Genomic DNA, 24,319 nt, shown 5'->3' on the forward strand with positions numbered 1-24,319 from the left:
CATGAACAGCCAGGGATTAGTAGATTCCTTTTCCGAATTTAAAGACTTCAAAAATATTGATCGTCCTACCATGATGAAGGTGCTTGAAGATGTATTTCGCACCTTGCTTAGGAGAAAATATGGTTCCGATGATAATTTCGATATTATTGTAAATACAGAAAAGGGAGATTTGGAAATCTGGCGCCGCCGTACCATTGTTGAGGATGGCGCGGTGGAAGATGCGAATACGCAAGTGGCCCTCTCTGAAGCGCAGCGCATAGAACCCGACTTTAGTGTTGGGGAAGAGGCTATTGAGGAAATTACCTTTGAATCATTTGGCAGAAGGGCCATTCTTACTGCAAAGCAAACCCTGGCATCAAGGGTTTCAGAATTAGAAAAAGATGAGCTCTTTAAAAAATACCAGGATCGTATAGGAGAAATTGTTACAGGGGAAGTCTACCAGGTATGGAAGAAAGAAACACTGTTGCTCGATGATGAAGGTAACGAGTTGATCCTTTCAAAAAATGAACAAATACCTTCTGATTTTTTTAAAAAAGGAGATAATGTAAGGGCCGTAGTAAAATCTGTTGATATGAGAAACAACAGCCCTGTGGTGCTTCTTTCACGGGCCGATAATTCATTTCTGGCGAAGCTCCTCGAACAGGAAGTGCCTGAAATTTTTGATGGCCTTATCACCATTAAGCGTATGGCCCGTGAGCCGGGCGAGCGTGCGAAAGTGGCTGTAGAATCATATGATGATCGTATTGACCCGGTAGGTGCATGCGTGGGTATGAAGGGATCAAGGATACATGGTATTGTCCGCGAACTTCGGAACGAGAATATAGATATTATCAATTACACAAACAATAACCAGCTTTTTATTACCCGCGCTCTTACGCCTTCTAAAATTTCTTCAATGGAAATTGATGAAGCAGAAAAAAAGGTATCCGTGTTTTTAAAACCCGATCAGGTTTCACTGGCTATCGGTAAAGGAGGATTAAATATTAAGCTTGCCAGCAGGATTACAGGATATAATATCGATGTTTTCCGCGATGTGGCAAATGAGGAATACGATATTGATCTGGATGAATTTACCGATGAAATAGACGACTGGATCATAGATACGCTTAAAGGAATAGGCTGCGATACGGCAAAGAGTGTGCTGGAGCTTAGTAAGGAAGAGCTGGTGCGCCGTACCGATCTTGAAGAAGAAACGATAAATGAAGTACTAAGAATTCTGAGATCAGAGTTTAATGAAGGAAAATAATTAGATAATTTAATGAGTAATGGATTTTAATATTTAAAGCTTTTATACAGTAGTTAAACCCGCAAAGTGGTTTTTTAATCCGATCTTTGCAATGAAAATCTTCGAAGCGAGCGAAGAAAAAATTGATGGCAGAAGTACTAACAGAAAAAAGAATTGCTGCAGTTGCTAAAGAACTGAATGTAGGGGTTGCTCACCTTGTGGAACACTTGCAGCATAAAGGTTTTAAGGTCGATAACCGGCCTACTACCAAGATTACGCCGGACATGTATGAGGCCCTGCTTAAAGAATTTCAGCAGGACAAAACTGATAAAATACAAGCTGATAAAATAAGCCTGGGTTCCAAGCTCTTTAAAAGTGAGGAAAAAGAAATTATTGCCCCCAAAAAGAAAATAGAAGCTGAGAATGAAATTTTTGTAAAAAATCTTGCGCCCTCCCCTCCACCAGCCCGTGTAATTGAAAAGAAACCCCCTGTTCCGGAAATTAAAGAACCACCACTTGAAAAAGAACCGGTAAAAGAACCTGTCATTAAAGAGCCGGAGGTGAAAGAGGCAAAAGCGGATATACTAGAAGGACCGAAAGTAGTAGGCGTAATTGATCTTGAAAAGCTTGAAACAAAAACACGGCCTGATAAGAAAAAGCCGGTAGCACAGGAGCCTGTTGAAAAAGCAAAAGAACCTGAAGTAATACCTTCAGAATCAAATGTACCGGAACAGACCGAGGCAGAAATTCCGGTATCAGCAGAATCAGCTGCTAATGTTGAGCCCGCAGTTGAAATAACAGAAGAAACTGATGCTGATAAAAAATCCGAAACTCCGGCAGTAGAAGTAAAGAAGACAGCGTATGAAAGGTTGGATGGTCCTAAGGTAATAGGCAAGCTGGATCTTGCCAATATTAAAAGCAAGCGCGCTGATTATTCTGACATTATTAAAGCCGGAAAAGATCAAAAAAGAAAACGCAAGCGCATCTACACCATTGACCGTCCGGAGACTCCTGAACAGAAGCTGGAAAGAGAAAAAAATCAACGTCCGCCTCTACAGCGTGATGATCGCAGGCCACCGTTTCAACGGGATATCAGGGAAAACCGTGATCTTAAAAAACGTCCTGACCGTGATGTAGCTCCTGAAGTCTCTCAAAAAGAAATTCAGGAGAAAATCAGGGAGACTATGGCTCGGCTTAGTGGCACTACAAAAGGAAAAAGCTCAAAAGCAAAGTACCGCCGTATAAAAAGAGAAGAAGCGGCCGGAGAGCAAACAATGGATGAAGGAAAGACAGTAATACAGGTTACTGAATTTATATCTGTAGCAGAATTAGCAAGTTTATTGAATGTTTCGGTTACTGACGTTATTAAGAATTGCCTCAACCTGGGTATTATTGTTTCTATAAACCAGAGGCTTGACGCTGAAATTATAGAACTGGTTGCACATGAATTCGGAGCCGATGTTGAATTTATTTCTGTAGAGGAACAGGATGAATTTGAAGAGGAAGCGGAGGAAGATAAGCCTGAAGATCTGGAACACAGAGCACCCATAGTTACCATTATGGGTCATGTGGATCATGGTAAGACTTCCTTACTGGATTACATACGGCAGTCAAATGTAGTAGCGGGCGAAAAGGGTGGCATCACGCAGCATATTGGTGCCTACGAAGTAGAAGTCGGAAATAAAAAAAGGATTACTTTCCTTGATACGCCGGGGCATGAAGCCTTTACTGCCATGCGCGCCCGCGGAGCAAAGCTTACGGACATTGCAGTAATTGTAATTTCTGCTGATGACAGCGTAATGCCTCAAACGAAAGAGGCGATTAGCCATGCCCAGGCCGCCGGTGTACCGATGATATTTTCATTTAATAAAATGGATAGGCCAGGGGCAAATGCAGATAATATAAGGCAGCAGCTCGCAAGCATGAATTTACTGGTAGAAGAATGGGGAGGAAAATACCAATCCCAGGAAATTTCTGCCAAGCAGGGTACCGGAGTGGATTCACTACTTGAAAAAATTCTTCTTGAAGCTGAATTACTGGATGTAAAAGCAAATGCCCGCAAGGTTTCATCAGGAACTGTTATTGAAGCAACACTTGATAAAGGGCGTGGCTATGTAGCTACTTTATTGGTACAGGAAGGAACCTTAGAACAGGGAGACGTAATTGTAGCAGGAAGTCATTTTGGAAAAATAAAAGCCATGTTTAATGAAAGAGGCGGAAAGCTTCTTTCTGCAGGTCCGTCAACACCCGTTTTAGTATTGGGACTTGATGGTGCACCTCAGGCTGGTGAAAAATTTAAAGAATTTGATGAAGAGCAGGAAGCAAAACAGGTTGCTTATAAGCGCCAGCAAATTCTACGGGAACAGGGCATCCGAACGAAAAAGCATATTACACTTGATGAAATAGGCAGGCGCCTTGCACTTGGTAACTTTAAAGAGCTGAATGTTATTGTAAAGGCAGACTTTGATGGATCGGTGGAGGCCTTAACCGATTCACTCCTGAAGCTTTCTACTCCTGAAATTCAGGTAAATGTGGTTCACAAAGCAGTAGGTCAGATTACAGAATCCGATGTATTGCTTGCTTCTGCCTCGGATGCCATTATTATTGGATTCCAGGTTCGTCCTTCGCAAAGTGCACGAAGAATTGCTGAAAAAGAAAACATTGAGATACGGCTCTATTCAATCATCTATGATGCGATTGATGAATTAAAGAGTGCCATGGAGGGTATGCTTGAACCCAAGATTGAAGAAAAAATAGTGGGAAATGCAGAGGTTCGGGAAGTGTTTAAAGTTACCAAAGTGGGTACCGTGGCCGGTTGCTTTATGACAGAAGGAAAGATTACCCGTAATACCAGGGTGCGCCTGGTTCGCGATGGTATTGTTATATATTCCGGCGAATTAACTTCTCTGAAACGCTTTAAAGACGATGTAAAAGAAGTAGCGAGCGGGCAGGAATGCGGTATTGCTATTAAGAACTTTAATGATATAAAAGCAGGAGACATAATTGAGGGATATGAGGAGACTGAAGTGAAGAGAACATTATAGTTATTAATCCCCAATTGATTTTTACAACGCTCCAATCCAGGAGCGTTTTTTATTTATGCTTGCCGCTTTTATTTGAAAAATGCTTCCTGTCTGCCTCATAGAATTCAGCTTAACAGTTAAATCCTTTTTAGTTTAAGTTGACTCGAACAAAATTGTTTACCATGCAATCATCAAAAAAAAGAATTGCTGAATATCAACGCCAGTATATAAAAGACAAAAATATATCTGTAAAAAAAGAAAAGCCTGATCAGGACGAATTGCGGAAAAAGGTATTGGCAAGAAAATTCAGGCTATCTGTCAATAAGAAAAAAGGGGAACACGGTACTTTGTAGTGTAAAACTCCAGCCAAAAAATATTCTAAGTATTTGGCAACATGATTGTTAGTATGATTTGTACAAACCAGTGAGTTTATTGCCGGTTTCATATTTTTAATAAAGTTACAATTCGATGTTGTAGTAAAATCCTTATCTATGAAGCTCGTTAAAACTTCTTCGAGACCAGAAAATCATTATTCAAAATCTTTGGGACCCGTATCAGATCTTGAATCTCATGAGCATCCGGAATGGTGGCGGTTTATTTTTAATTCCCTGTATTTAATGACCGATTGAGATGTAGTAGAAGATGACCAGATAACCAGCTATGAAACAGAGAGATTTCTTCACATATTAAACATTGATAAAAAAGCAAGGATTCTCGATTTATGCTGTGGTCAGGGAAGGCACACTTTTAAGATGTATGAAAATGGATATAGAAATGTAGAAGGGCTTGACAGATCCCATTACTTAATTTCAAAGGCGAGGAAAATAAGTAAGGAAAATGATTTTTCAATCAGGTTCAGGGAAGGGGATGCAAGAGAACCTTTTTTTAATGACGACTCCTTTGATGCCGTAATGTTGCTTGGTAATAGTTCGGTTACTTCGAGTCTTGTAATGATGATCTGAAAGTTTTACAATCTGTATGGCGGATATTAAGACCAGGCGGCAAAATACTGATAGATGTGGCGGATGGAATTTTCTCAAGCATTCATTTCAACCGCGCTCATGGGAATGGATTGGTAATAAATATTTTGTTTGCCGCGAACGTTGCTTATCATCAACCGGAAAAAAAATTATTTCCCGGGAAATTATCAATCATACTGATAAAGGCGTGATAGCCGATCAGTTTTATTCAGAAAATTTGTATTCAAAGGGTCGTTAAAAAAATTGTTGAAAGAGGCAGGTTTTGAGGATATTGATATCCATCCGCTGTTAAATGTAAATTCCCAAAGAAACCAGGATTTAGGAATGATGCAGCAAAGAATTATTCTAAGCGCTTGTGCGGAAAAAATCTTTAGAAATAGTTTCTAAGGTGTTCTTCTCCAATATCACAATCTACCGGCAGCCTGTTATTAATTATTGATTGCCCTCAACTTCTACAGACTCAACAGCCGGAAGCGGCGCAGCTTGAATAGTCTTATGATCCTTAAAAAATTTTCTCTGAAAAAGCATGATCAGTATAACACCAATAGAGATAGAGGCGTCAGCTACATTAAAGATGGGTCTGAAAAAAATTAAATACTGACCTCCCCATATTGGAAGCCAATGAGGAAGATACCCTTCATAAATTGGGAAATAAAGCATGTCGACTACCCTTCCATGAAGCCAGTTAGCATAACCCCCTTCCGAAGGTAATAATGAAGCTAACTGAGAAGGGGTACTTAATGAAAAGATTTTCCCGTAAAAAACAGAGTCGAGTATATTGCCTATGGCACCCGCCATAATAAGGGATATTGCGCTAACAAATCCGGGATGAGCTTTTTGCTTTATCAATTTTAATAAATAGTATCCAATAGCCACTACGGCGAGTATTCGAAACAAGGTGAGCAATAATTTTCCATACTCGCCCCCCCAGCTAAGCCCAAAAGCCATTCCTTCATTTTCAATAAAATAAATATAAAACCAGCTGAAAATTTGCAGACTTTGAGTGTAGAGGAAATGCAGCTTTACCCAAAATTTAATACCCTGATCAAGGGCAAGCACGGAAATAACAATCGAGAAAGGAAGCAGGTATTTCTTCAAGTGTGCGACTTCATCATTTTAGCTTCCATACTGAGAGTGGCATGGGGAACTGCCTTTAACCGGTCTTTTTCTATGAGCTTACCAGTTACTCGGCAAATACCGTATGTTTTATTCTGAATACGGATTAATGCCTTATCCAGATGATCTATATACAGTATCTGACGCGCTGCCATCTGGTTTAAATACTCCCGTTCCATGCTGCTCGATCCATCATCGCTGGAGGCGAATTTGTTTTCTGTATCATCCGTTCCATTATCGCCGGTACGGTTAATCTGGTCTTGTAAATACTTGAGTTCTTTTCTTGAAGCTTCCAGCTTTTCCTTAATAAGCTGTTTAAATTCAACAAGCTCTGTATCGCTGTAGCGGGTTCTAACATCTTCCATTCTTCCGCTAGTCAAAAGCTTGGGGGAACTCTGCGTAGCTTTTAGTTTTCCCTTAATTTCTGCCTTTTCATTTGGCCGGATCACATGCTTAAGCTTTTCTACTGCCCTGGAAACTAATTTCTTTATGACTCCATTCTTTTTAGATGCGGGCCTTTTCGTTTTAGCAGCAGATGGGAGTGTAATTTTTTTTCCTGTTCGTTTATTGGTTTTTAAGCTATTCTGAACATTAGGCTTTTGTTTTTTTTCAACTGGTTTTGCTGATCTGGCGGCAGCAGCTTTTTTTACCGGCCTGGCGGGTACACTTTTACTACTCGCTTTCATCAGGATATATTTTGTGTTTAATAATTACTTTTACCGGCAAATCGTTCACTTTAACCGGCGTTCCATCTTCCACATTATCAACCAATTCCAACTTATCGGCTAAAATTTCGCTGCAAATATAGTTTTTAAAATTTATTACACTTGCATTTATTTCTTCCTGCTTTTCAATGGATACTTCAATGCGATCCGTTACTTCATAATCACGTTCTTTTCGAAGTTTTTGAAGCTGGCTTATCAGTTCACGGGCGTTCCCTTCCTCTTTTAAAGAATCTGTAATGCTTGTATCCAAAGCCACTGTCACATTCCCAAAAGAAGCGACCTGCCAGCCGGGAATATCTTCCGAAATTATTTCTACCTCATTAATGTTAACCGTTATCCTGTCTTCCCCGGCATCAAGATCTATAGAGCCAAACAACTCCAGGTTTTGTATTTGTTCCGTACGAAGGCTGGTAAGTTGCTCATTAACGATTTTCATTCCTTTTCCGAGCCTGGAGCCGAGCAATTTAAAATTAGGTTTTACTTTCTTCGTAACCAGTCCTGAAGTATCCGTTACAAAGTCAAGTTCCTTTGCATTAACTTCAGCAAGAATCAGGTCCCGCACTTTCATTACCTGGTCACGAAAACTTTCATCAGAATAAGGTATCATAATGCGGCTCAATGGCTGCCTCACTTTAATATTTACCTTTTTTCGCAACGATAGTACCAAAGAAGAAATATCCTGTGCCCATTTCATCCTTTCTTCCAACTGCTTATCAATCAGTGAAGAATCAAGTACCGGATATTGAGTAAGATGTACTGAAAGCTCAGTTTTCTGTTTGGTAACTTCGTTTAGGTTTTGAAAAAGCCATTCTGAAAAGAAGGGAGAAACAGGCGCCATCAACTGAGCAAGGGTTTCTAAACAAGTATATAAAGTCTGATACGCGGATACCTTGTCTTCGAAATATTCACCTTTCCAAAATCTCCGGCGGCAAAGCCGTACGTACCAGTTACTCAAATTTTCATCTACAAATTCCTGAATGGCACGTGTTGCTTTTGTGGGTTCATAATCTTCGAGGTAGCCATTAACGTCCTTAATCAGGGTATTAAGCAAAGAAATAATCCATCTGTCAATTTCAGGTCTTTCATGCACTGGTACTACCTTTTCCTGATATATAAACCCATCGATGTTAGCATAAAGAGAAAAAAAGGCGTAAGTATTATAAAGTGTTCCAAAGAGCTTCCTGCGAACTTCATCAATCCCTTCCATGTCGAATTTCAGATTGTCCCAGGGTTGCGAGTTCGTGATTAAATACCACCTGGTTGAATCAGCGCCATAATTGTCCAGGGTTTCAAATGGTTCTACCACATTTCCGATCCTTTTCGACATTTTATTACCGTACTTATCAAGCACCAACCCATTTGCTACTATATTTTTAAAGGCAACACTATCAAAGAGCATCACTGCAATTACGTGAAGCGTAAAAAACCATCCGCGGGTTTGGTCAACTCCTTCTGCAATAAAATCTGCCGGGAAATTTTCTTTAAACGTTTGTTCATTTTCGAAGGGATAATGCCATTGAGCATAGGGCATAGCACCTGAATCAAACCAAACATCTGCAAGATCCGGAACACGATACATTGGTTTTGCCTGGGGTGAGAGAAGTATTATGTCATCAACGAAAGGCTTATGGAGATCAACAGTTTTTAATAATCCTGTTTCCGGATCGCGTATTGGATTTTCCTTCATCAGTCCTGAAGCCACTGATTTCTCAATTTCCTTTGCAAGCTCTTCCAAAGAACCGATGCAGATTTCTTCTTTGCCATCTTCCGTTTTCCAAATAGGCAAAGGCGTTCCCCAAAACCTGGACCTTGAGAGGTTCCAATCCTGAAGATTTTCAAGCCAATTGCCGAAACGCCCGGTGCCTGTAGCTTCCGGTTTCCAATTGATCGTTTTATTTAATTCAATAAGCCTTTCTTTTGAGGCTGTAGTTTTAATGAACCACGAATTAAGAGGGTAATATAGAAGAGGCTTATCTGTACGCCAGCAATGCGGGTATGAGTGTTCAAACCTTTCAATCTTAAAAGCTTTATTTTCTTTTTTTAATTTGATGGCAATCCTTTCATCTACAGACAAATACCGGTCACCGCCCTGTTTTTGTTTTTCTATTTTCTTCTCTTCATCAGTTAAGTACTGTTCCTTGACAAATTCACCTGCGAAATCAACTATCTCTTTTACAAACCGGCCTCTATTATCAACCACGGGGGCATCATTACCCATCTCATCCTTTACCAGGATAGAAGCAATATTATTGGCTTTACATACCCGAAAGTCATCCGCACCAAATAGCGAAGCTGTGTGAACAATGCCAGTACCTTCCTCGGTAGATACAAAATCACCCAGCACTACTTCAAAGACTTTACCTGAAGGTTTCACATAAGGCATTAACTGCTCATACTTAACTCCTTCAAGTTGCTTTCCTGCCACATCAAAAAGAATTGTGAATGGAATGTCTTTATCGCCTTCCTTGTATTGTTCAAATGGCAGGTTAGTGTTTTTTTCGGGAAAGTATTTACCTCTTAAATCTTTAGCAAGAATTACGGTAACCGGCTTGAAAGTGTAGGGATTAAAAGTTTTAATACCTGAATAAGTAATGTTTTCTCCAACGGCTAATGCGCAATTTCCGGGGAGTGTCCATGGTGTAGTGGTCCAGGCAAGAAAAAAGAGATCATCACCCGAATCCTTAAAGAGAAATTTGGATTTTTCTGCGGGAATTATTTTGAACTGAGCCACTATAGAAGTATCCTTTATTGGCCGATACGTTCCGGGCTGGTTTAACTCATGTGAGCTTATACCGGTGCCGGCTGCAGGCGAATAGGGTTGAATGGTATAGCCATGGTACACATATCCTTTATCGTAAAATTTCTTCAATAACCACCATAATGTTTCTATATAATTAGTTTCAAACGTGACATAAGGGTGCTGAAGGTCAACCCAATAACCCATTTTTAATGTTAAATCCTCCCATATGTCTTTATATTTCATCACCTCTTCCCGGCAGGTTCGGTTGTACTCTTCTACTGATATGGTTTTACCAATATCATCTTTTCGAATCCCTAATAATTTTTCCACGCTTAGCTCTACCGGCAATCCATGGGTATCCCAACCGCTTTTACGTTGTACCTGGAATCCTTTCATAGTCTTGAAGCGGCAAAAAAGGTCCTTAATTGTTCTGGATAAAACATGATGAATTCCCGGTTTTCCATTCGCCGAAGGAGGCCCTTCATAAAATACAAATGGTATTTTTTCTTCGCTGCCGGAAACACTTTTTTCGAAAATCTTATTGTCTTTCCAGAATTGAAGGATTTCCCGGTCTATAGCCGGAAGATTTAATGATTTATATTCAGGATAATCTTTCATTCACATTAATTAATCGGTATAACAGTTGAGCAGCAAAAACTTGTTGCCCCTGGTTTTAGTTGGAATGCGGTTAATTTTACCGCTTAATTATGCAGCAAAGTTACAAAAGAGAAGGGGACAGTTAGGTAGTTTACGATCCTTACAGCAATAACAGCAGCTATAATAATTCGCCCGGAATTAAAGTTTTGGTAATCTTTTTTGGATCAGTATCTATAGCCATGTAATAACAATAGATTAAGAGATATAAGATTTCTGATAATGTATATTTTAGTGCAGTCATTACACAATCAACCTGAAAACAATGATGAAAGTTTCTAGCATTTTTTTATCAATATGGCTATTATCCCCAACAGCAATCGCTCAATTTGCTTATATCAGCCCTGAACCTTCATCCCGTCATCATTTTCCTGAAACGAATATTATTTTAAAAAATGGAGACCTTATTGATGATAAAAGCCTTGATGGTAAAAAGCTGCTAACTATTACCGGTTCCTTAAGCGGCGAACACTCCTGGATGGCACAGCTTAGTGATGATAATAAAACAATAATCATAAAGCCACAACCGGCATTTGTATATAGCGAAACCGTTTCTGTGACTGTCCATTCGGGTATTAAAAAAACCAGCAAAGAAAAAATTCAAGGTGTATCGTTCACTTTTTACATAAAGCCGGAATCAACACCGCAGGAACAAGTACGGTTTCTACAGGCAAACCATGATCGTCTCGCTGAAGAAAGTTTCCATACTATAAATTTAAAATCACAAGCAAACAAGATCCCTTTGCCTGCGACTACAATTTACCCTCTGGATTCAATGCCTGCTTTTAAGATTAACATTAATAATAATCCTGCATCCGGTCAGATTTTTTATTGCAACCATGAAGATCAGGATGTGCTTGGGCACGTAGGAACAAATTCTTTTTTAACCATTATAAAAAACAATGGCAATATCGTTTGGGCGCGGGATGTTGGAAGCAATGGCCGCGATTTTAAAATAAATGTAAGCGGGTATCTCACTTATTTTGTTGATGACCGTGCGATCTGGATGGTGATGGATTCCAATTATAACATTATTGATTCCGTTCAATGCGGAAACGGCTTGGAAAAATCTACAAACAACCATGAATTTATGATGTATCCGGACGGCCATTCTTTTGTGTTTGCTTACGATAATGAAACTACGGATTTGACTGCTTATGGCGGATTGCCCGATGCCGTGGTGCAATACCCGGTGATCCAGGAATTAGATGCCAGTCACAACGTGATTTTTGAATGGAGAACCATGGACCATTTTAAAATTACTGACGCTGATCAGTATGTTTCCCTGACTAATGCAACGGTAGACTTTGCGCATACCAATTCTCTTGAAAGAGATGCAGATGGAAACCTTTGGATTTCAAACAGGAATATGGATGAATTAACTAAGATAAATCATAAAACCGGTGCTATTATATGGCGCATGAATGGAGAAAATAACCAATTCACTTTCGTGAATGATAATATTCCTGAACATTTCTCAAACCAGCATGACTTGCGGCTGCTGGGCAACGGCCACATTACACTGTTCAACAATGGAAATCATCTTGATCCTTTAATCAGCAGTGCAAAAGAATATATGGTTGATGAAAAAAAGAAAAAAGTAACGCTGATCTGGTACTATGAACATCCGGATGTTAACGGGAACCACGTATTCGGGAGTGCAACAGGAAATGCCCAACGATTGCCAAACGGTAATACTATGATTGATTGGGGCCTTATTCCCCTTAATGAAGGAATGCCTAATCAAACTGAAGTAGACTCAAATAAGGTAATCCGCTGGGAAATGACCTTTGATTCTGCCGGTGAAAAGTGTTACCGTGTACATAAATATGTCTGGAATCCATGCAGCAGAATTACCGGTTATACAATGGATGCAGTTCCGAAAGAAAAGAATGCATCTCTAAGCTGGGGTGAGGCTACCGGAGGAGCAAAATATCGTGTAAACTACCGTGTTAAGGGAACCACTTCATGGATTAAAGCAGGAAATACTGCAAACACAACTATGACGATAAGAAATTTGACCCCCGCTACGAAGTACGAGTGGCAGGTACTTACCTTATGTGATAACAATGAGACATCTAACTATTCTTCTATTTCCAGGTTTACCACGCTCGCTGCAAAGAATATCCTGACCGATCTAATAATTAATGGGCAGTTAATTGCTGATGTATATCCAAATCCTGCCGGTCAGAAATTAAATATTGCAATCAATGAACCCGGAGATAACCAGTTATCTGTTGAGATAAGAAACATTTTTGGAGTAATAGTAAAGCATTCGGATTTCAATACAGATAATGGTCACCAGCTAATAGCCATCGCCGTGGATGCGCTCACTTCAGGTATTTATATAGCAGAGATTCATTGCAATTCGAAAACGGTAGTTAAGACATTTTTAAAGCAATAGCAGATTAGTGATATCATCAAGTATCCTTGCAGCGAATAACCGATTTGTTGCACATAAATGATTTACTGAAAAGGTCTGCTATTTTCAAAGACGGATAATTCCACTTCAATAAATTGAATACTCCGGGGACAAATTTTTTTTATTAACTGCTTGTTCCTATTTTTCATTATAAAAATTAAATTGAATTCCCAAAAATTAATTGAGAATAAGAGGGTTTAAGATCTAATTTTTGTATCTATGCTTATCAAAACCATTTAAGGATTCAATAATTATGAACTAAATTGAAACAATAAACCGGTTTCAATTAATAAACGATCCCTAAAAAAAGTAAAAGCGTACATTAGATCGTACAGCTTATTTGTCTCACAAAACGTTCGATTTTTTATGGCAAAAGACAAATTGTACAATTTGGTGCATTCCCTTTCGAATTCAGAGAAGAAGTTTTTCCGGCAATATGCAAAGAGATGGATGATTGAAGCTGAAGCTGGCTATTTAAAATTATACGATGCTATTGAGGCTCAGGAGGAATACAGTGAAGCATTATTAAAAAATAAATTCCCATCCTACGAAAAGAATTTCCATAAGGCCAAGGCATATCTATACGACCTTATACTGAAATCACTGGTTATTCAGCAAGAAAAAACCTCATCATATACGGAAGCATTGTACTTGCTGAGCACCGTAGAAATTCTCAGCGAAAAAATGCTAATCAATGAAGCATTGGAACAGATAAAAAAGGTAAAGGACATTGCGGAGGCATATGATTTTAATGAATTGAAATTTGCTACCTACCGCTGGGAATATGCATTGATTGCTACGTCTACCCTTACTTATGCACCGGATGATTTATCTTTTGAAAACTATGAAGAAAAGCTAGCAGTAATCCGGCAAATATCCGACATCACTGAAATGAGGCAATATTATTTTCAGCTCAGTGAATTGAGTGGAAGTAAAACAGGCGCACTGCAACCAGAAATGTTTTCGCAGATAAAAGACATTTACGATAAACCCATGCTCGCCGATAATAAGGAATATGGCTCTAAATCTATCCAGCGCTTGTATTTGGGCTTAAAATATATGCAGCATAAATTCATGGGAAAGAAGAAGGAAGCACTTGAATACATACAGCAGCTTGCCGCCTTGTGCGAAAAATTTTCAATGCGTTTTTATTTTCATGAATTTCAATTGATCTATTGCTATTATAACCTGATTAATGAATACCTCGAAAATGAATGTCAGCAGGAAGCCGGGCACTACCTAGAAAAACTAAGACAGCTTAGCGTAAATACTGAACCCAACCGCTATTTTCAATTTCACCTTTTATTCTCAAACGAGCTGAATTACCATACTAAATATGGAAATACTAAAGCCTGTATGAAGCTTATAAAAGAGTACTATAGTTCAGTGAACCAGCGTACAAAAGAGAGCTTCCACCGCGAAGTGGAAGTAAGGAACTATTATTCAATAATGAATTACCTGGTTCAGGCAAAGGAGTATAGCGAAGCGCTTACGTTTATTAATGTATTGCTGAATGAACGGTCTAAGGAAGTACAGGCCTTGCCCTATTTCAAGCAAGCTAAACTTTTAAACCTGGTTGCGCATTTTGAGTTGGGGAATTATGATTTGCTGGAACATATTGTACGACAGACAGAATATTTTTTAACCACCCGAAAACTGTTCTTTCAGTTTGAGAAATCATTACTGAATTTTTTCAGACAAGCGGCAAAGCCGGACATTTTGGTAAAGGAATGCTATAAAGGTCTTCAGCATAATCTTAAAGGAATTATGCAAGATTCGGCAGAAATGTTGCGTGTTCAATTTTTTAACCAATGCGGCTGGTTGAACCACCATAAAGTAGCTGAGAAATTACAAAGCTAAAACTCAGGAGTTTCAGAATAAATAACCTGCAACAGTGTTTGCCCGACAGCCTTTAGGGTATTTTTATCAATAATCTCCATATTATCTTTTTGGGTATGCCAATGGGGAGCAAAGCCGGTAGGTGAAAATTTATCGAGGTAAATAATGTCAACGGAAGGCGTTCCATTATTTTGATTTACATAGGAATGGTCATCGGTTACAGCATTTGCTCTGTCATTAATAAAAAATTTTCCATATCCAAGAGATTGAGCAGTGTTCCATATTTTTTGTTCTATGGAGGGTGCCTTATCCATAGAGAACCCTTCCATTGGAAATACGGCATTTCTTGCACCAACCATATCCAGTAAAACACCATAGTAAGCCCGGTAGTTAGCAACATGAGGATGAGCAGCCCAGTATTGAGTTCCAAGGGCATAAGCATTTTCCTCATTGGCTTTTGTTTCTTCCGATAGCGGAGGTCCATAATCTTCCACATCAAAAAACGCGATATCAATACCTGCATAGGGTGTTTGCCTGCTCATCAATCTTGCTATCTCCATTAAAACTGCTACACCGCTGCCACCGTCGTCGGCACCATCAAAAGATTTATTTTTAAGTATGCTGTCACGGTCACTCCATGGGCGCGTATCCCAATGAGCAAAAAGTAAAACGCGTTTGGGTACATCAGGATTAAAGGACGCAATAATGTTTTTACAGGGCATTTTCTGCTGGTTGTAAAGCGTTACTTCAACGTCCTGCACCATTACATTAGCCGTGTACTGCTTTACTTTTTCAGTGATCCACTGAGCGCATTTATTTTGTGCTGTGGTGCCCGGTATCCGAGGTCCGAAGGAAACCTGTTTTGCAATAAAAGCATATGCCGAATCGGCATTAAAATCAGGAACAGTGATATTCTTTATTGATGCCTCCTTTGTAGTATCCTGCTGTTGCAGGGGTGCTTTGGGATGATTGCAGGAAGCACAGGCTAACAAGAGGGTGATAACTGTGAATATCGGGAAGACAGATCTGCTGAAAGTCATTTAAAACAATGATTATTTAGCTGCGAGATAATACCTAAATATTATTTGTAATACTGAGTTTAACCCCAACTCATGAAATGAATTACCGTGCTACAGATTTAATAACGCACCCACTTTAACATTTCTTTCAAAGATGTTTTCTTCCCGTACATCAAAATGCCCGTTCGATAAATTTTTGCTGCAAGCCATACCATGAAAAAAAATCCAAACGCAAGCAAGACCATGGAAGCTACAATTTGCCAGGCAGGTGGTTCAAAGGCCAGCCGTGCAGTCATAATCACAGGGGAAGTAAAAGGTATCAGTGAAGTAATAATGGCTAATTTGCTATTCGGCTGATTCATCACTGAGATTAAAATAAGAAAGGAGATGATGATAGGAAAGGTAGCAATGAACGTAAGGGACTGATCACTTTCATCGCCGGCTGCTGCGCCAATTGCAGCAAAAACTGAGGCATACAAAAGGTATCCTCCTAAAAAGAAAAAAATAAACCCCGAAGCGATCAGAGCAAGCGGCAGTTTGCCGGCTTGTAAAACGATGTTGGCCATTTGAGGGATATTGCCCTGGGGCGCGGCTCCCGGAATATTAGAGACCTGGTTTAACTGATGGAGATCATTCGAGTAATAGCCCGTTAGAACAGATTGAATAAGAGTTACCAGTACAATCCAGATAATAAATTGTGTTAAGCCAACGAAGCCAATACCGAGAATCTTGCCCATCATCAGCTGAAACGGTTTCACAGAGGAAATTATGACCTCAGCTATGCGGTTTGACTTTTCTTCCATTACTCCGCGCATCACCAGCGTGCCATATAGAATCAGCGTGATGTAAATCATAAAACCAAGTATATAACCTACAGCTGTTGCTATTCCGGTATCACCCAGCTGGTCGTTACTTTGAACTACCTGCACTTCTGATTTATCAATATTTTCGAGGAGCTCAGGCGGAACATTCGCTTTTTCCAGGCGTAATTTTTTAAGCACGCCATTCATTTCGTCTGCTATTGCTCCCTCTGTGAGGAGGCCCAGCTGATTATGAGAATAATATTCGGCATTAGCAGGATGATCTATATTAAATTCCGCAGGGATATATAGTATTCCGGTATAACCCTTTTCTTCATAATGTTTCTGCAAAGAATCGTTGGATTCGTTTAAATAGGAAAACTTTATTTTGTCATGATCATGCAGCTTTCCCGTAAAAATCTCAGACTTATCGAGCACTGCAATATTTTCCGTTTCCATGCTCACACTTGCCAGGTAAACTGGCAGAATGGTGAAGGACGCAAGAATAAGAGGTGCAAGTAATGTGGTGATGATAAACACGCGCTTGCGTACCCTTGAAAGATATTCCCGCCGAATTATCAAAAGGATTTTATTCATGGCTTTTTCCTTCTACCTGTTCAATAAAGATTTCATTTAATGTGGGAAGCAGTTCGTTAAAAGATACAACTTTAAGTGGCTGTTGCACGAGCGTGCTTAACAGGTCATTCGAGGAATAACCATTTTTTATTTTCACTACCATTTCATGATTTACCTGGCGCACAATTGGAAAGCACTCTGCATCCAGCTGCGGCGCTGTTCCTTCATAATGAATGCTGAACTCATTCTTTTTAAAGCGCTGGCGAATTTCCTTTACACTTCCTGAGAGAATAATCTTTCCTTTATTATAAAGCACTATGTTTTCGCAGATTTCCTCAACCTGTTCCATCCTGTGTGTTGAAAAAATAATGGTAGCGCCTTTCTGCTTCAATTCATAAATGACCTCTTCGATTAATTTAGAGTTGATTGGGTCAAGGCCTGAAAAGGGCTCATCGAGAATAATTAGCTTTGGCTCATGAATGATGGTAGCAATAAACTGAATTTTTTGGGACATGCCTTTTGAAAGCTCTTCCACTTTTTTATTCCACCAATCTTTAATGTCGAACTTATCCATCCATTCAAACACCTTCCGTTTTGCATCATGTCCGCTTAAGCCTTTAAGCTGTGCCAGGTAAACCAACTGCTCCCATACCTTCATCTTCTTATACAACCCTCTCTCTTCAGGCATATATCCCATTTCTGAAGAATGTGATTCCTTCAAAGGCTGGCCATCGAATAATATGCTGCCTGAGTCGGCTGCAAGAATAGTTGTAATGATGCGGATAGTAGTGGTCTTTCCGGCTCCATTTGGACCCAACATTCCAAAGATCGTTTGCCTTGCCACAGTAAAGTCTACTTCATCAAGCGCCCTTGTTGATCCATAGGTCTTTACTACCTTGTTCAGTTCAAGAAACGACATCTTTTGAAAAATTAATTTGTCAAAGGTAGAAAAGCCCGGCTAAGAAAAGGCGTCCTGTGTTGATAATGACTCGGCAGAAAGCTTATCCCGTTATAATACAAATGGAGCTCATCAATCCCGGTATAGAAGTACGTGATGGTACCAGACCATCAATTTTTACCTGTGTCTTTGCTGTACTTTTCGCAGAGTGCCAGTTTAAAGTGCCACCGGAACCCAGCTGTGCTCCCGCTTATTGAACCATAAATTTCAATAAGATTTGGATCATGAATAGAAGAAGCATCAATCAGGCCACCGCTTTTAAGAAAATTTACTTCCTATTTTTAATATAGGTTGTTATTGCTTGATGAATTTTCGCAGATCGCGGCTTTTACCGTTATCTATTTCGACCTGGTATATTCCCTGAGGCCAATGATGAATATCAACCTGAACTATTGAATGAGATGTACCGGAATAAATCTTTTTTGAATACACAATCATTCCAATGGTGTTGCTTATAGTAATCAGGTTTGCATCTGTATTTTTAATCTCTATATTCAGCTGAGTGGATGCGGGTACCGGATAAACAGATATCAGACTTTTACCAATCTGATCAATATATAAAGCAACCGGAGTGGTGAATGTATCCGTTACAGAATAAGGAGAGCTTGCTGAGGCCGAATCAGAACAGATAGTAACTACCCGCCATTCGTAAGTGGTAGCAGGCACCAGGCCTGAAAGCAATACAGAAAAAGAATCTGCTGGAACTGACTGCCATTCGGCACTGCCCTTAGGACGATACTGTACCTGGTATGATATTGCACCCGACGCAGCACCCCAGCTAAGGAAGGTTTGAAGTGAGTCAGGAAATGATTGAAGAGTATATCCCGTAACCCTGCTGCATGGATCCCAAACATATTTATGAGCCCGATAGCTTTTTTGAGAAGTATCGTCAAAGCTCATCTCCCAGGTAATATTTCCATCCATGTCTACTTCAGTCATATCCGGTATGTCCTTTTTACTGTATACATCTCCCCAGCAAATGAAGGTATTACCATTTGGAAGGCGTTGTACGCTACCCGATGCACGGCCATATACTTTGCTGGTATCAAAACCCTTTATGCTGTCAGGCCTTATAACATCCGGATGTTCATAAAACCAAACGAGAGTAGCAATTTTATTTTTTTCATCTAAAGAGTATTCTTTTGCGCTGGAGCGCTGTTTAGGAAGATAGTCCCCATTATTATAAAGCGTAATGTTTCCATTGGCTATCCTGCGGATATCATGCTGATAGCTGAAGTGCTGTTTTATATTATCAATCTTAAAATCAAATTGGTTGTTTTCCCCTCCTAACCGCCAGATAATATTGCCGGTGCTGGTATTTATTTTGGTGATCTCAGAAAAGTTCCGGCTAGAGAGCAGAATATTACCATCATAATCCCGCTCAATTGCATTTGCATGTTCATAATCGACTATGCCATTTGTAAGCGATGTGTTCGAATCTGCATCCGTAACTTTAAAATAGTCAAAGCCATTCCATTGAAAGATTACATTTTTAGCACTGTCGAGCTCCTGTATTACAGCACCTTTTAACAGAGCGTTTGGCTGACCACCCGGAACAATCTGGCTCAAGTCCATAATCCGGTCGTCCGTTCCAATTAAAAAAGTATGCTTATCGGAATAACGAACCATGTCGTGGGCATTCGTTACAAAACCAATGCATTCAAAAGAATCGACCTGGTTAAAATTGGAATCGACTATAGCAAAATAGTTATTTATATAATCGTAATAGCTAAGATCACCATTGTAGTCTATCTTAAAATCATGACCTCTTAAACCAGCATCTTCAGCCCATACTACAGATCCATCATTGTTAATAATAGATGGATAATAGCTGCTGTCAGCAAGATCTTCTGACTGACTGCAATAAAAGAACTGGCCTTTTGCAGGATTATTATTGGTAGTAATTTTAAAAGTGGGCATTGAATCCAGATCCCCTAAAATAGGGTTGTTTCCTCTAGGAGATGTGTATAAATTGTGGTCTTCCTTTAAAGCATTTAAATCGCTGAGTCGTATTCTTTCTTCCTCTTCGGGGGTGGGTTGGTTTCTTATCTGAAAAGAAAAAGCTATTCCTTTTATCTTAGAACCATCTTTTTTCTTCAGGCCATCATTAATAACCACATTTACTGTTTCGCCCCAGGCATAAGGATTATCTGATTTAATGATAAGTGTTTTGTATTCAGAGAGGATAGGTGTCCAGGTATGAAGGCCGCTTAGTGAACCATGAATCTGTACCAGAGACGGGTTGCGAATGGAGGCAGCATCCAGCAAAGAGCCATTACGAAGTATAATCGTTTCATCAGGCAAATGATAAGTAGTTCCGGGCTTGGGAAACACGTATACAAATTGTGCCTGCGCCGTAAAAGCTGTGAGCCATACATACGCGCAAGTAATAAGGGTAAAAAAAAATTTCATGCTGAAAAAAATTCAAATGAATAAAGCAAGGAAGATAATTTTTTTAAGAATGGTTTTCACCTTTCATTGCAAATACAAAAAATAAAGCGTAAATCTTATAATTTATAATAAATATTCTTCGGGTGAGACTACGTCTTTTCAGGCGCAACTTTACGGCATAAAAGTGTAACCAAAAAATAATTTTTAATAGTTGGTAAGAAAGATAAAAGGATGATTGATAATTGATAATTAACTTGTTACTTGTTAAAAGATAACTTCAATGTACTACCATCAGCTTGTGATATTCTATTTTATTCCGATACTGAATGGCAAATAAATAAAGTCCGTTAGGTACTAAACTCACATCAACCATCGATCGGGTTTTGCCTTTCTCAGGAATCAGGCTTTCGTACAACACCAGTTGCCCGTCCGAAGCATAGACTGAAATATTCCCCGGAACATCAAATTTATTTAAATTAAAGATCACTTTATCTGAAGCGGGGTTAGGATAAAGCGGGCCATCAAGATCGGCATCGGGTTCATAAAATGCTACAGGTAAACTTTCTACCATATGGCAATCAAAGTAACCCGCCGGAACGGTATCATTCAAAAGTGTCGTGAAGCTGTCCAGCTTATAGCGGTATTCATTTACTAATAATTGATAAGAGGGATTATTAATTTGGTTGGTGTCTTCCTTTGGATCCCGGGTTAAATCAAAAAATTCTTCGGCCGGGGCTGTACAGAAATAATGTATGTATTTATATTGCTTCGATCGCACTGCCCGAAAGTCAGGATAATTCTCCAGGGTATCTTGTATGAGCTCAATGTAAAAAGCATCACGCTGCTGAATTCCATCGTACAGATCCTTCAAAGAAAAGCCTGGCATTCCAAAGGTGTCGGGAATATCTGCCGCAGCAAGTATAGTAGGCGCTATGTCCAGATTAGTAATCAACTGGCTGGAATCAATACTGCCGGGTGCAAACCACTGAGGATAGCGCACATAAACAGGCACGCGAATAGATTCTTCCTGTGCAAGGTTCTTTGACTTCAGGGTGTGCTCTCCGAAAAAAAATCCATTGTCACTAACAAATAAAATTAATGTATTATCAAGCTTGTCCATCGCCTGAAGCGTGTCGAGTAAGCGCCCGATTTCTCCATCTAACCCATATACTACTTCAAGGTATGCTTCCAGGTCTGTTCGTAATGAATCACTGTCGCTATAGGAAACCTTACTGCTGAGGGTATCATACCAGCTGGGATAATTATCAGCATACTTATAAAAGTTTGATGGAAAAGGCATGCTAGCATTTGCAAATATTCCTGAATCTTCGGGTTCGGGTATCCATTCTTTATGAGGTGACAGATAACACAGCATTAAAAAAAGCGGCTGTGTATCTGCTCTTGTAGCAAAATAATGGATGGCCGTATCGGTGAGGATATCCATTTCATGGCCTTTAGGATATATCTCTGTTCCGTTGCGATTGTACCGCGGGTTTATTTTCGCCCATTTATCCGCCGCCATCCAAAAATCCCAGCCGGGGTGTGGTTCGTTTGGAAGTGCAGGGTACAGGTATTTTCCAAGCATTGCAGTGTAATATCCTTTATCGTGAAGAAGGGATCCTGTGGTGGGAAGATCGTCACGGTAGGGCTTTTCATTGTTGTAGGCGCCATTATTATGAGGATAAAGGCCGGTTAGCATAGTTGCACGGCTGGGTGCACATAACGAATAGGTAACAAATGAATTTTTAAAATTTACACCTTCATTTGCGATGCGGTCTATTGCAGGAGTTTGAAGAAAAGAAGGGCCACCATTGCTGCTGTAAGAATCGTAACGGGCATCATCCAGAATAATCAGGAGAATGTTGGGCAATGGTGATACGATCAGAGAATCACCAATAGTGTATTTTTTTGCAGAATCTTTTGGGTTTAGCGTTTGAAAATAAGAGCTATTCCGGAGCATTGTACCGAGTTCAGATCCAAAAGCAAAACTCGCATAACCTGTTTGAGTGATACAAAGAACGGATGTTAGGAATAATAACAATTTTGTCTTTTTCATAACAGGTTAACAACGAACAACGACCTTTTTCTAAGTAAATTCTAATCTCAACTTTTAAATGGAAGCTATAACTATTATGATTAACCCTTTTTCAACACTAATGTCAGAAAGTAAAACACATCCTTTAAGTTCGGGCTTTTTCTTTTATTGCATAAAGCGTAAAGACTGATAAGCGAATATGCTCTGCTGTTTGAAATTTTATCGAACCGATCACTGGCTTCCCGTTTGTTTCTTTTCGGTAGTTCTTCTTACAGGAATTGCTGTTCATGGAGATTACGGGGTTTGCTGGGACGATCCTACACAGCATAACCTTGGATTAGTTACATGGGATTATATCTTCGGCAAGAGTGATGCATTGCTTAGTAATGAGAATTGCTACATAAATCCAATTGTTGCGGCGGTAGAAGTAATTCCTGAAAAAATATTTAATCCAAAGGGTGAAGCATTACCAAACAGTATGCGGCATCTTTCTAATTTCATTATTTGCTGGGCAGGGCTGATCATATTTTATTTGCTGGGATTACGGCTATTCATAGATTACCGCTTTTCCCTTGTGGTCTGTCTTTTTTTTCTATTGACTCCACGACTCTTTGCCCACTGTTTTTATAATTCCAAAGACCTTCCTTTTCTTTTTTTATTTGTGTTAAGCGTATATGCACTTATCGTGTGGGTACAGCGGCCATCCTGGCAAGCAGTAGTATGGATAATCATCTGTTCCGGGCTGCTTACAGCTACCCGCGTAGCAGGCGTTTTCTTTCCGGTTATAGTACTGGCCGCATCAGCATATATGGCACTTGAAAAAAAACTTCAATGGAGGGAAGCTAAAATGATCGCTAGCTACTTCCTGCTTTTTCCTCTTTCTGTGTATGCCTTTTTTCCATCCATATGGCATGATCCCATCCATAAAATTGCTCAGGTCATGGCTCTTTACAGTCATCATCCATATGATGTAACTACCTATTTTATGGGCGAAACCATCCATTCCTTGAATACCCCGTGGTATTATATACCGGTGTGGATGGCAATTACGATTCCGGTAGCATGGTGGTTGTTTTCTTTGGCAGGAATTATTCTATGCGTTTACAAGATTTTAATTAAGAAAAATCAGCTCTCCGTTTCCTGGCTCGTCGTAATCCTGTGGTTGGTGGTTCCTCTTGGATCCGCAATGGCATTTCATGTAAATACCTACGAAGATGGCAGGCACCTTTATTTTGTGGAACCTGCTTTACTTTTGATAGCAGTGGCTACTCTTAAAAAGATCTATACAACTGCTTTCTTATCTGCAATATATGCGCAGATTGTAAAAGCTATCACTGGCGCACTTCTAATAGCAACCATCATCTGCCAGTGTATATTTATCGTTCAGTCACATCCATATCAGTATGCCTATTTTAATCTTATCGGAAGAAAATATGCCAACGATTATTTCGATAAAGACTACTGGGGTATATCTTACCGCAATGCGCTGGAATTTCTAGTTAAATATGACCATCAGGATACAATAAATGTGCAGTGGAAAGTGGATCCCTGTGAATGGAATCTTATATGGCTGCGTGAAAATGACCGGCGGCGGCTTCATGTTGTTCCTTATGAACAATGTGACTACTACATTACCAATTTCAGAAGTCACAAACCGTCGGATGCTTCATCAGAAAAAATTTATGAGGTGAAAGTTCAGGGTGCTACTATTATGGCTGTTTATAAAATGCATCCGCCAAATATTCTTTTCAACGTTGCACCTTAAAAAAATAGCAGATTTCGATAAAGGCTGTAAAGCCGGTTCACAGATTTTATA

17 protein-coding genes are annotated in these 24,319 nt (G+C 39.6%); 9 read left to right on the plus strand and 8 right to left on the minus strand.

Features of this window, described 5'->3' with window-relative positions:
• Position 1: 1 nt before the first annotated feature.
• The 6 genes from nusA to H0W62_08495 all read left to right on the plus strand — a co-directional run bounded on the left by nusA (position 2) and on the right by H0W62_08495 (position 5,466).
• A complete protein-coding gene (gene nusA, locus H0W62_08470) occupies positions 2 to 1,246 on the plus strand; it encodes a transcription termination/antitermination protein NusA (protein ID MBA3648570.1) in 1,245 nt (414 codons plus the stop codon).
• 125 nt (positions 1,247 to 1,371) lie between these two features.
• Complete coding sequence (gene infB / locus H0W62_08475) at positions 1,372 to 4,269, plus strand: translation initiation factor IF-2 (GenBank protein MBA3648571.1); 2,898 nt, start codon at positions 1,372 to 1,374, stop codon at positions 4,267 to 4,269.
• A 161-nt stretch (positions 4,270 to 4,430) separates the two neighbouring features.
• Positions 4,431 to 4,601, plus strand: a complete 171-nt coding sequence (locus H0W62_08480) for a hypothetical protein (protein MBA3648572.1) — start codon at positions 4,431 to 4,433, stop codon at positions 4,599 to 4,601.
• Positions 4,602 to 4,739: 138 nt separating this feature from the next.
• Positions 4,740 to 4,877: a hypothetical protein gene (locus H0W62_08485; protein MBA3648573.1), complete on the plus strand. Its 138-nt coding sequence runs from the start codon at positions 4,740 to 4,742 to the stop codon at positions 4,875 to 4,877.
• A 21-nt stretch (positions 4,878 to 4,898) separates the two neighbouring features.
• Positions 4,899 to 5,210 carry a class I SAM-dependent methyltransferase gene (locus H0W62_08490; GenBank protein MBA3648574.1) on the plus strand — a complete coding sequence of 104 codons (312 nt, stop codon included), beginning with the start codon at positions 4,899 to 4,901 and terminating at the stop codon, positions 5,208 to 5,210.
• A 16-nt stretch (positions 5,211 to 5,226) separates the two neighbouring features.
• Positions 5,227 to 5,466: a hypothetical protein gene (locus tag H0W62_08495; protein ID MBA3648575.1), complete on the plus strand. Its 240-nt coding sequence runs from the start codon at positions 5,227 to 5,229 to the stop codon at positions 5,464 to 5,466.
• Between the two features lie 194 nt (positions 5,467 to 5,660).
• On the opposite strand, the gene H0W62_08500 is transcribed toward H0W62_08495, so the two are convergent.
• The 3 genes from H0W62_08500 to H0W62_08510 all read right to left on the minus strand — a co-directional run bounded on the left by H0W62_08500 (position 5,661) and on the right by H0W62_08510 (position 10,427).
• Complete coding sequence (locus H0W62_08500; GenBank protein MBA3648576.1) at positions 5,661 to 6,326, minus strand: lipoprotein signal peptidase; 666 nt, start codon at positions 6,324 to 6,326, stop codon at positions 5,661 to 5,663.
• Positions 6,323 to 6,709: a TraR/DksA family transcriptional regulator gene (locus H0W62_08505; GenBank protein ID MBA3648577.1), complete on the minus strand. Its 387-nt coding sequence runs from the start codon at positions 6,707 to 6,709 to the stop codon at positions 6,323 to 6,325. Before H0W62_08505 ends, H0W62_08500 begins: the two co-directional genes overlap by 4 nt.
• A gap of 307 nt (positions 6,710 to 7,016) precedes the next feature.
• A complete protein-coding gene (locus tag H0W62_08510) occupies positions 7,017 to 10,427 on the minus strand; it encodes an isoleucine--tRNA ligase (GenBank protein ID MBA3648578.1) in 3,411 nt (1,136 codons plus the stop codon).
• Positions 10,428 to 10,728: 301 nt separating this feature from the next.
• Between H0W62_08510 and H0W62_08515 the strand changes: the two genes are divergently transcribed.
• Both H0W62_08515 and H0W62_08520 read left to right on the plus strand, forming a co-directional pair.
• Positions 10,729 to 12,867 carry an aryl-sulfate sulfotransferase gene (locus tag H0W62_08515; protein MBA3648579.1) on the plus strand — a complete coding sequence of 713 codons (2,139 nt, stop codon included), beginning with the start codon at positions 10,729 to 10,731 and terminating at the stop codon, positions 12,865 to 12,867.
• A 384-nt stretch (positions 12,868 to 13,251) separates the two neighbouring features.
• Positions 13,252 to 14,745: a hypothetical protein gene (locus H0W62_08520; protein ID MBA3648580.1), complete on the plus strand. Its 1,494-nt coding sequence runs from the start codon at positions 13,252 to 13,254 to the stop codon at positions 14,743 to 14,745.
• Here the strand turns inward: H0W62_08520 and H0W62_08525 are convergent.
• The 5 genes from H0W62_08525 to H0W62_08545 form a co-directional block, all read right to left on the minus strand.
• A complete protein-coding gene (locus H0W62_08525; GenBank protein ID MBA3648581.1) occupies positions 14,742 to 15,764 on the minus strand; it encodes a M28 family peptidase in 1,023 nt (340 codons plus the stop codon). The genes H0W62_08520 and H0W62_08525 overlap by 4 nt on opposite strands.
• A gap of 98 nt (positions 15,765 to 15,862) precedes the next feature.
• Positions 15,863 to 17,140 (minus strand): ABC transporter permease, encoded by a 1,278-nt coding sequence (locus H0W62_08530; GenBank protein ID MBA3648582.1) that lies wholly within the window; start codon positions 17,138 to 17,140, stop codon positions 15,863 to 15,865.
• Complete coding sequence (locus H0W62_08535) at positions 17,133 to 18,038, minus strand: ATP-binding cassette domain-containing protein (GenBank protein ID MBA3648583.1); 906 nt, start codon at positions 18,036 to 18,038, stop codon at positions 17,133 to 17,135. The genes H0W62_08530 and H0W62_08535 overlap by 8 nt, the downstream gene beginning before the upstream one ends.
• A gap of 333 nt (positions 18,039 to 18,371) precedes the next feature.
• Positions 18,372 to 20,489 (minus strand): aryl-sulfate sulfotransferase, encoded by a 2,118-nt coding sequence (locus tag H0W62_08540; GenBank protein ID MBA3648584.1) that lies wholly within the window; start codon positions 20,487 to 20,489, stop codon positions 18,372 to 18,374.
• A 256-nt stretch (positions 20,490 to 20,745) separates the two neighbouring features.
• Positions 20,746 to 22,524, minus strand: coding sequence for a sulfatase-like hydrolase/transferase (locus tag H0W62_08545; GenBank protein ID MBA3648585.1), 1,779 nt, complete (start codon positions 22,522 to 22,524; stop codon positions 20,746 to 20,748).
• A 190-nt stretch (positions 22,525 to 22,714) separates the two neighbouring features.
• On the opposite strand from H0W62_08545, the gene H0W62_08550 reads away from it, so the two are divergent.
• Positions 22,715 to 24,268 (plus strand): hypothetical protein, encoded by a 1,554-nt coding sequence (locus H0W62_08550; GenBank protein ID MBA3648586.1) that lies wholly within the window; start codon positions 22,715 to 22,717, stop codon positions 24,266 to 24,268.
• Positions 24,269 to 24,319 lie beyond the last annotated feature (51 nt).

The sequence above is a fragment of the Chitinophagales bacterium genome, assembly GCA_013816805.1.
In the GTDB taxonomy this organism is placed as follows: Bacteria; Bacteroidota; Bacteroidia; order Chitinophagales; family UBA10324; genus MGR-bin340.

What these genes read in the sequence shown, in the direction of transcription:
- nusA (MBA3648570.1), top strand. Translation starts at nt 2, where the DNA reads ATGAACAGCCAGGGATTAGTAGATTCCTTTTCCGAATTTAAAGACTTC.
- infB (MBA3648571.1), top strand. Translation starts at nt 1,372, where the DNA reads ATGGCAGAAGTACTAACAGAAAAAAGAATTGCTGCAGTTGCTAAAGAA.
- H0W62_08480 (MBA3648572.1), top strand. Translation starts at nt 4,431, where the DNA reads ATGCAATCATCAAAAAAAAGAATTGCTGAATATCAACGCCAGTATATA.
- H0W62_08485 (MBA3648573.1), top strand. Translation starts at nt 4,740, where the DNA reads ATGAAGCTCGTTAAAACTTCTTCGAGACCAGAAAATCATTATTCAAAA.
- H0W62_08495 (MBA3648575.1), top strand. Translation starts at nt 5,227, where the DNA reads ATGGCGGATATTAAGACCAGGCGGCAAAATACTGATAGATGTGGCGGA.
- H0W62_08505 (MBA3648577.1), bottom strand. Translation starts at nt 6,709, where the DNA reads ATGGAAGATGTTAGAACCCGCTACAGCGATACAGAGCTTGTTGAATTT.
- H0W62_08510 (MBA3648578.1), bottom strand. Translation starts at nt 10,427, where the DNA reads ATGAAAGATTATCCTGAATATAAATCATTAAATCTTCCGGCTATAGAC.
- H0W62_08515 (MBA3648579.1), top strand. Translation starts at nt 10,729, where the DNA reads ATGATGAAAGTTTCTAGCATTTTTTTATCAATATGGCTATTATCCCCA.
- H0W62_08520 (MBA3648580.1), top strand. Translation starts at nt 13,252, where the DNA reads ATGGCAAAAGACAAATTGTACAATTTGGTGCATTCCCTTTCGAATTCA.
- H0W62_08525 (MBA3648581.1), bottom strand. Translation starts at nt 15,764, where the DNA reads ATGACTTTCAGCAGATCTGTCTTCCCGATATTCACAGTTATCACCCTC.
- H0W62_08530 (MBA3648582.1), bottom strand. Translation starts at nt 17,140, where the DNA reads ATGAATAAAATCCTTTTGATAATTCGGCGGGAATATCTTTCAAGGGTA.
- H0W62_08535 (MBA3648583.1), bottom strand. Translation starts at nt 18,038, where the DNA reads ATGTCGTTTCTTGAACTGAACAAGGTAGTAAAGACCTATGGATCAACA.
- H0W62_08540 (MBA3648584.1), bottom strand. Translation starts at nt 20,489, where the DNA reads ATGAAATTTTTTTTTACCCTTATTACTTGCGCGTATGTATGGCTCACA.
- H0W62_08545 (MBA3648585.1), bottom strand. Translation starts at nt 22,524, where the DNA reads ATGAAAAAGACAAAATTGTTATTATTCCTAACATCCGTTCTTTGTATC.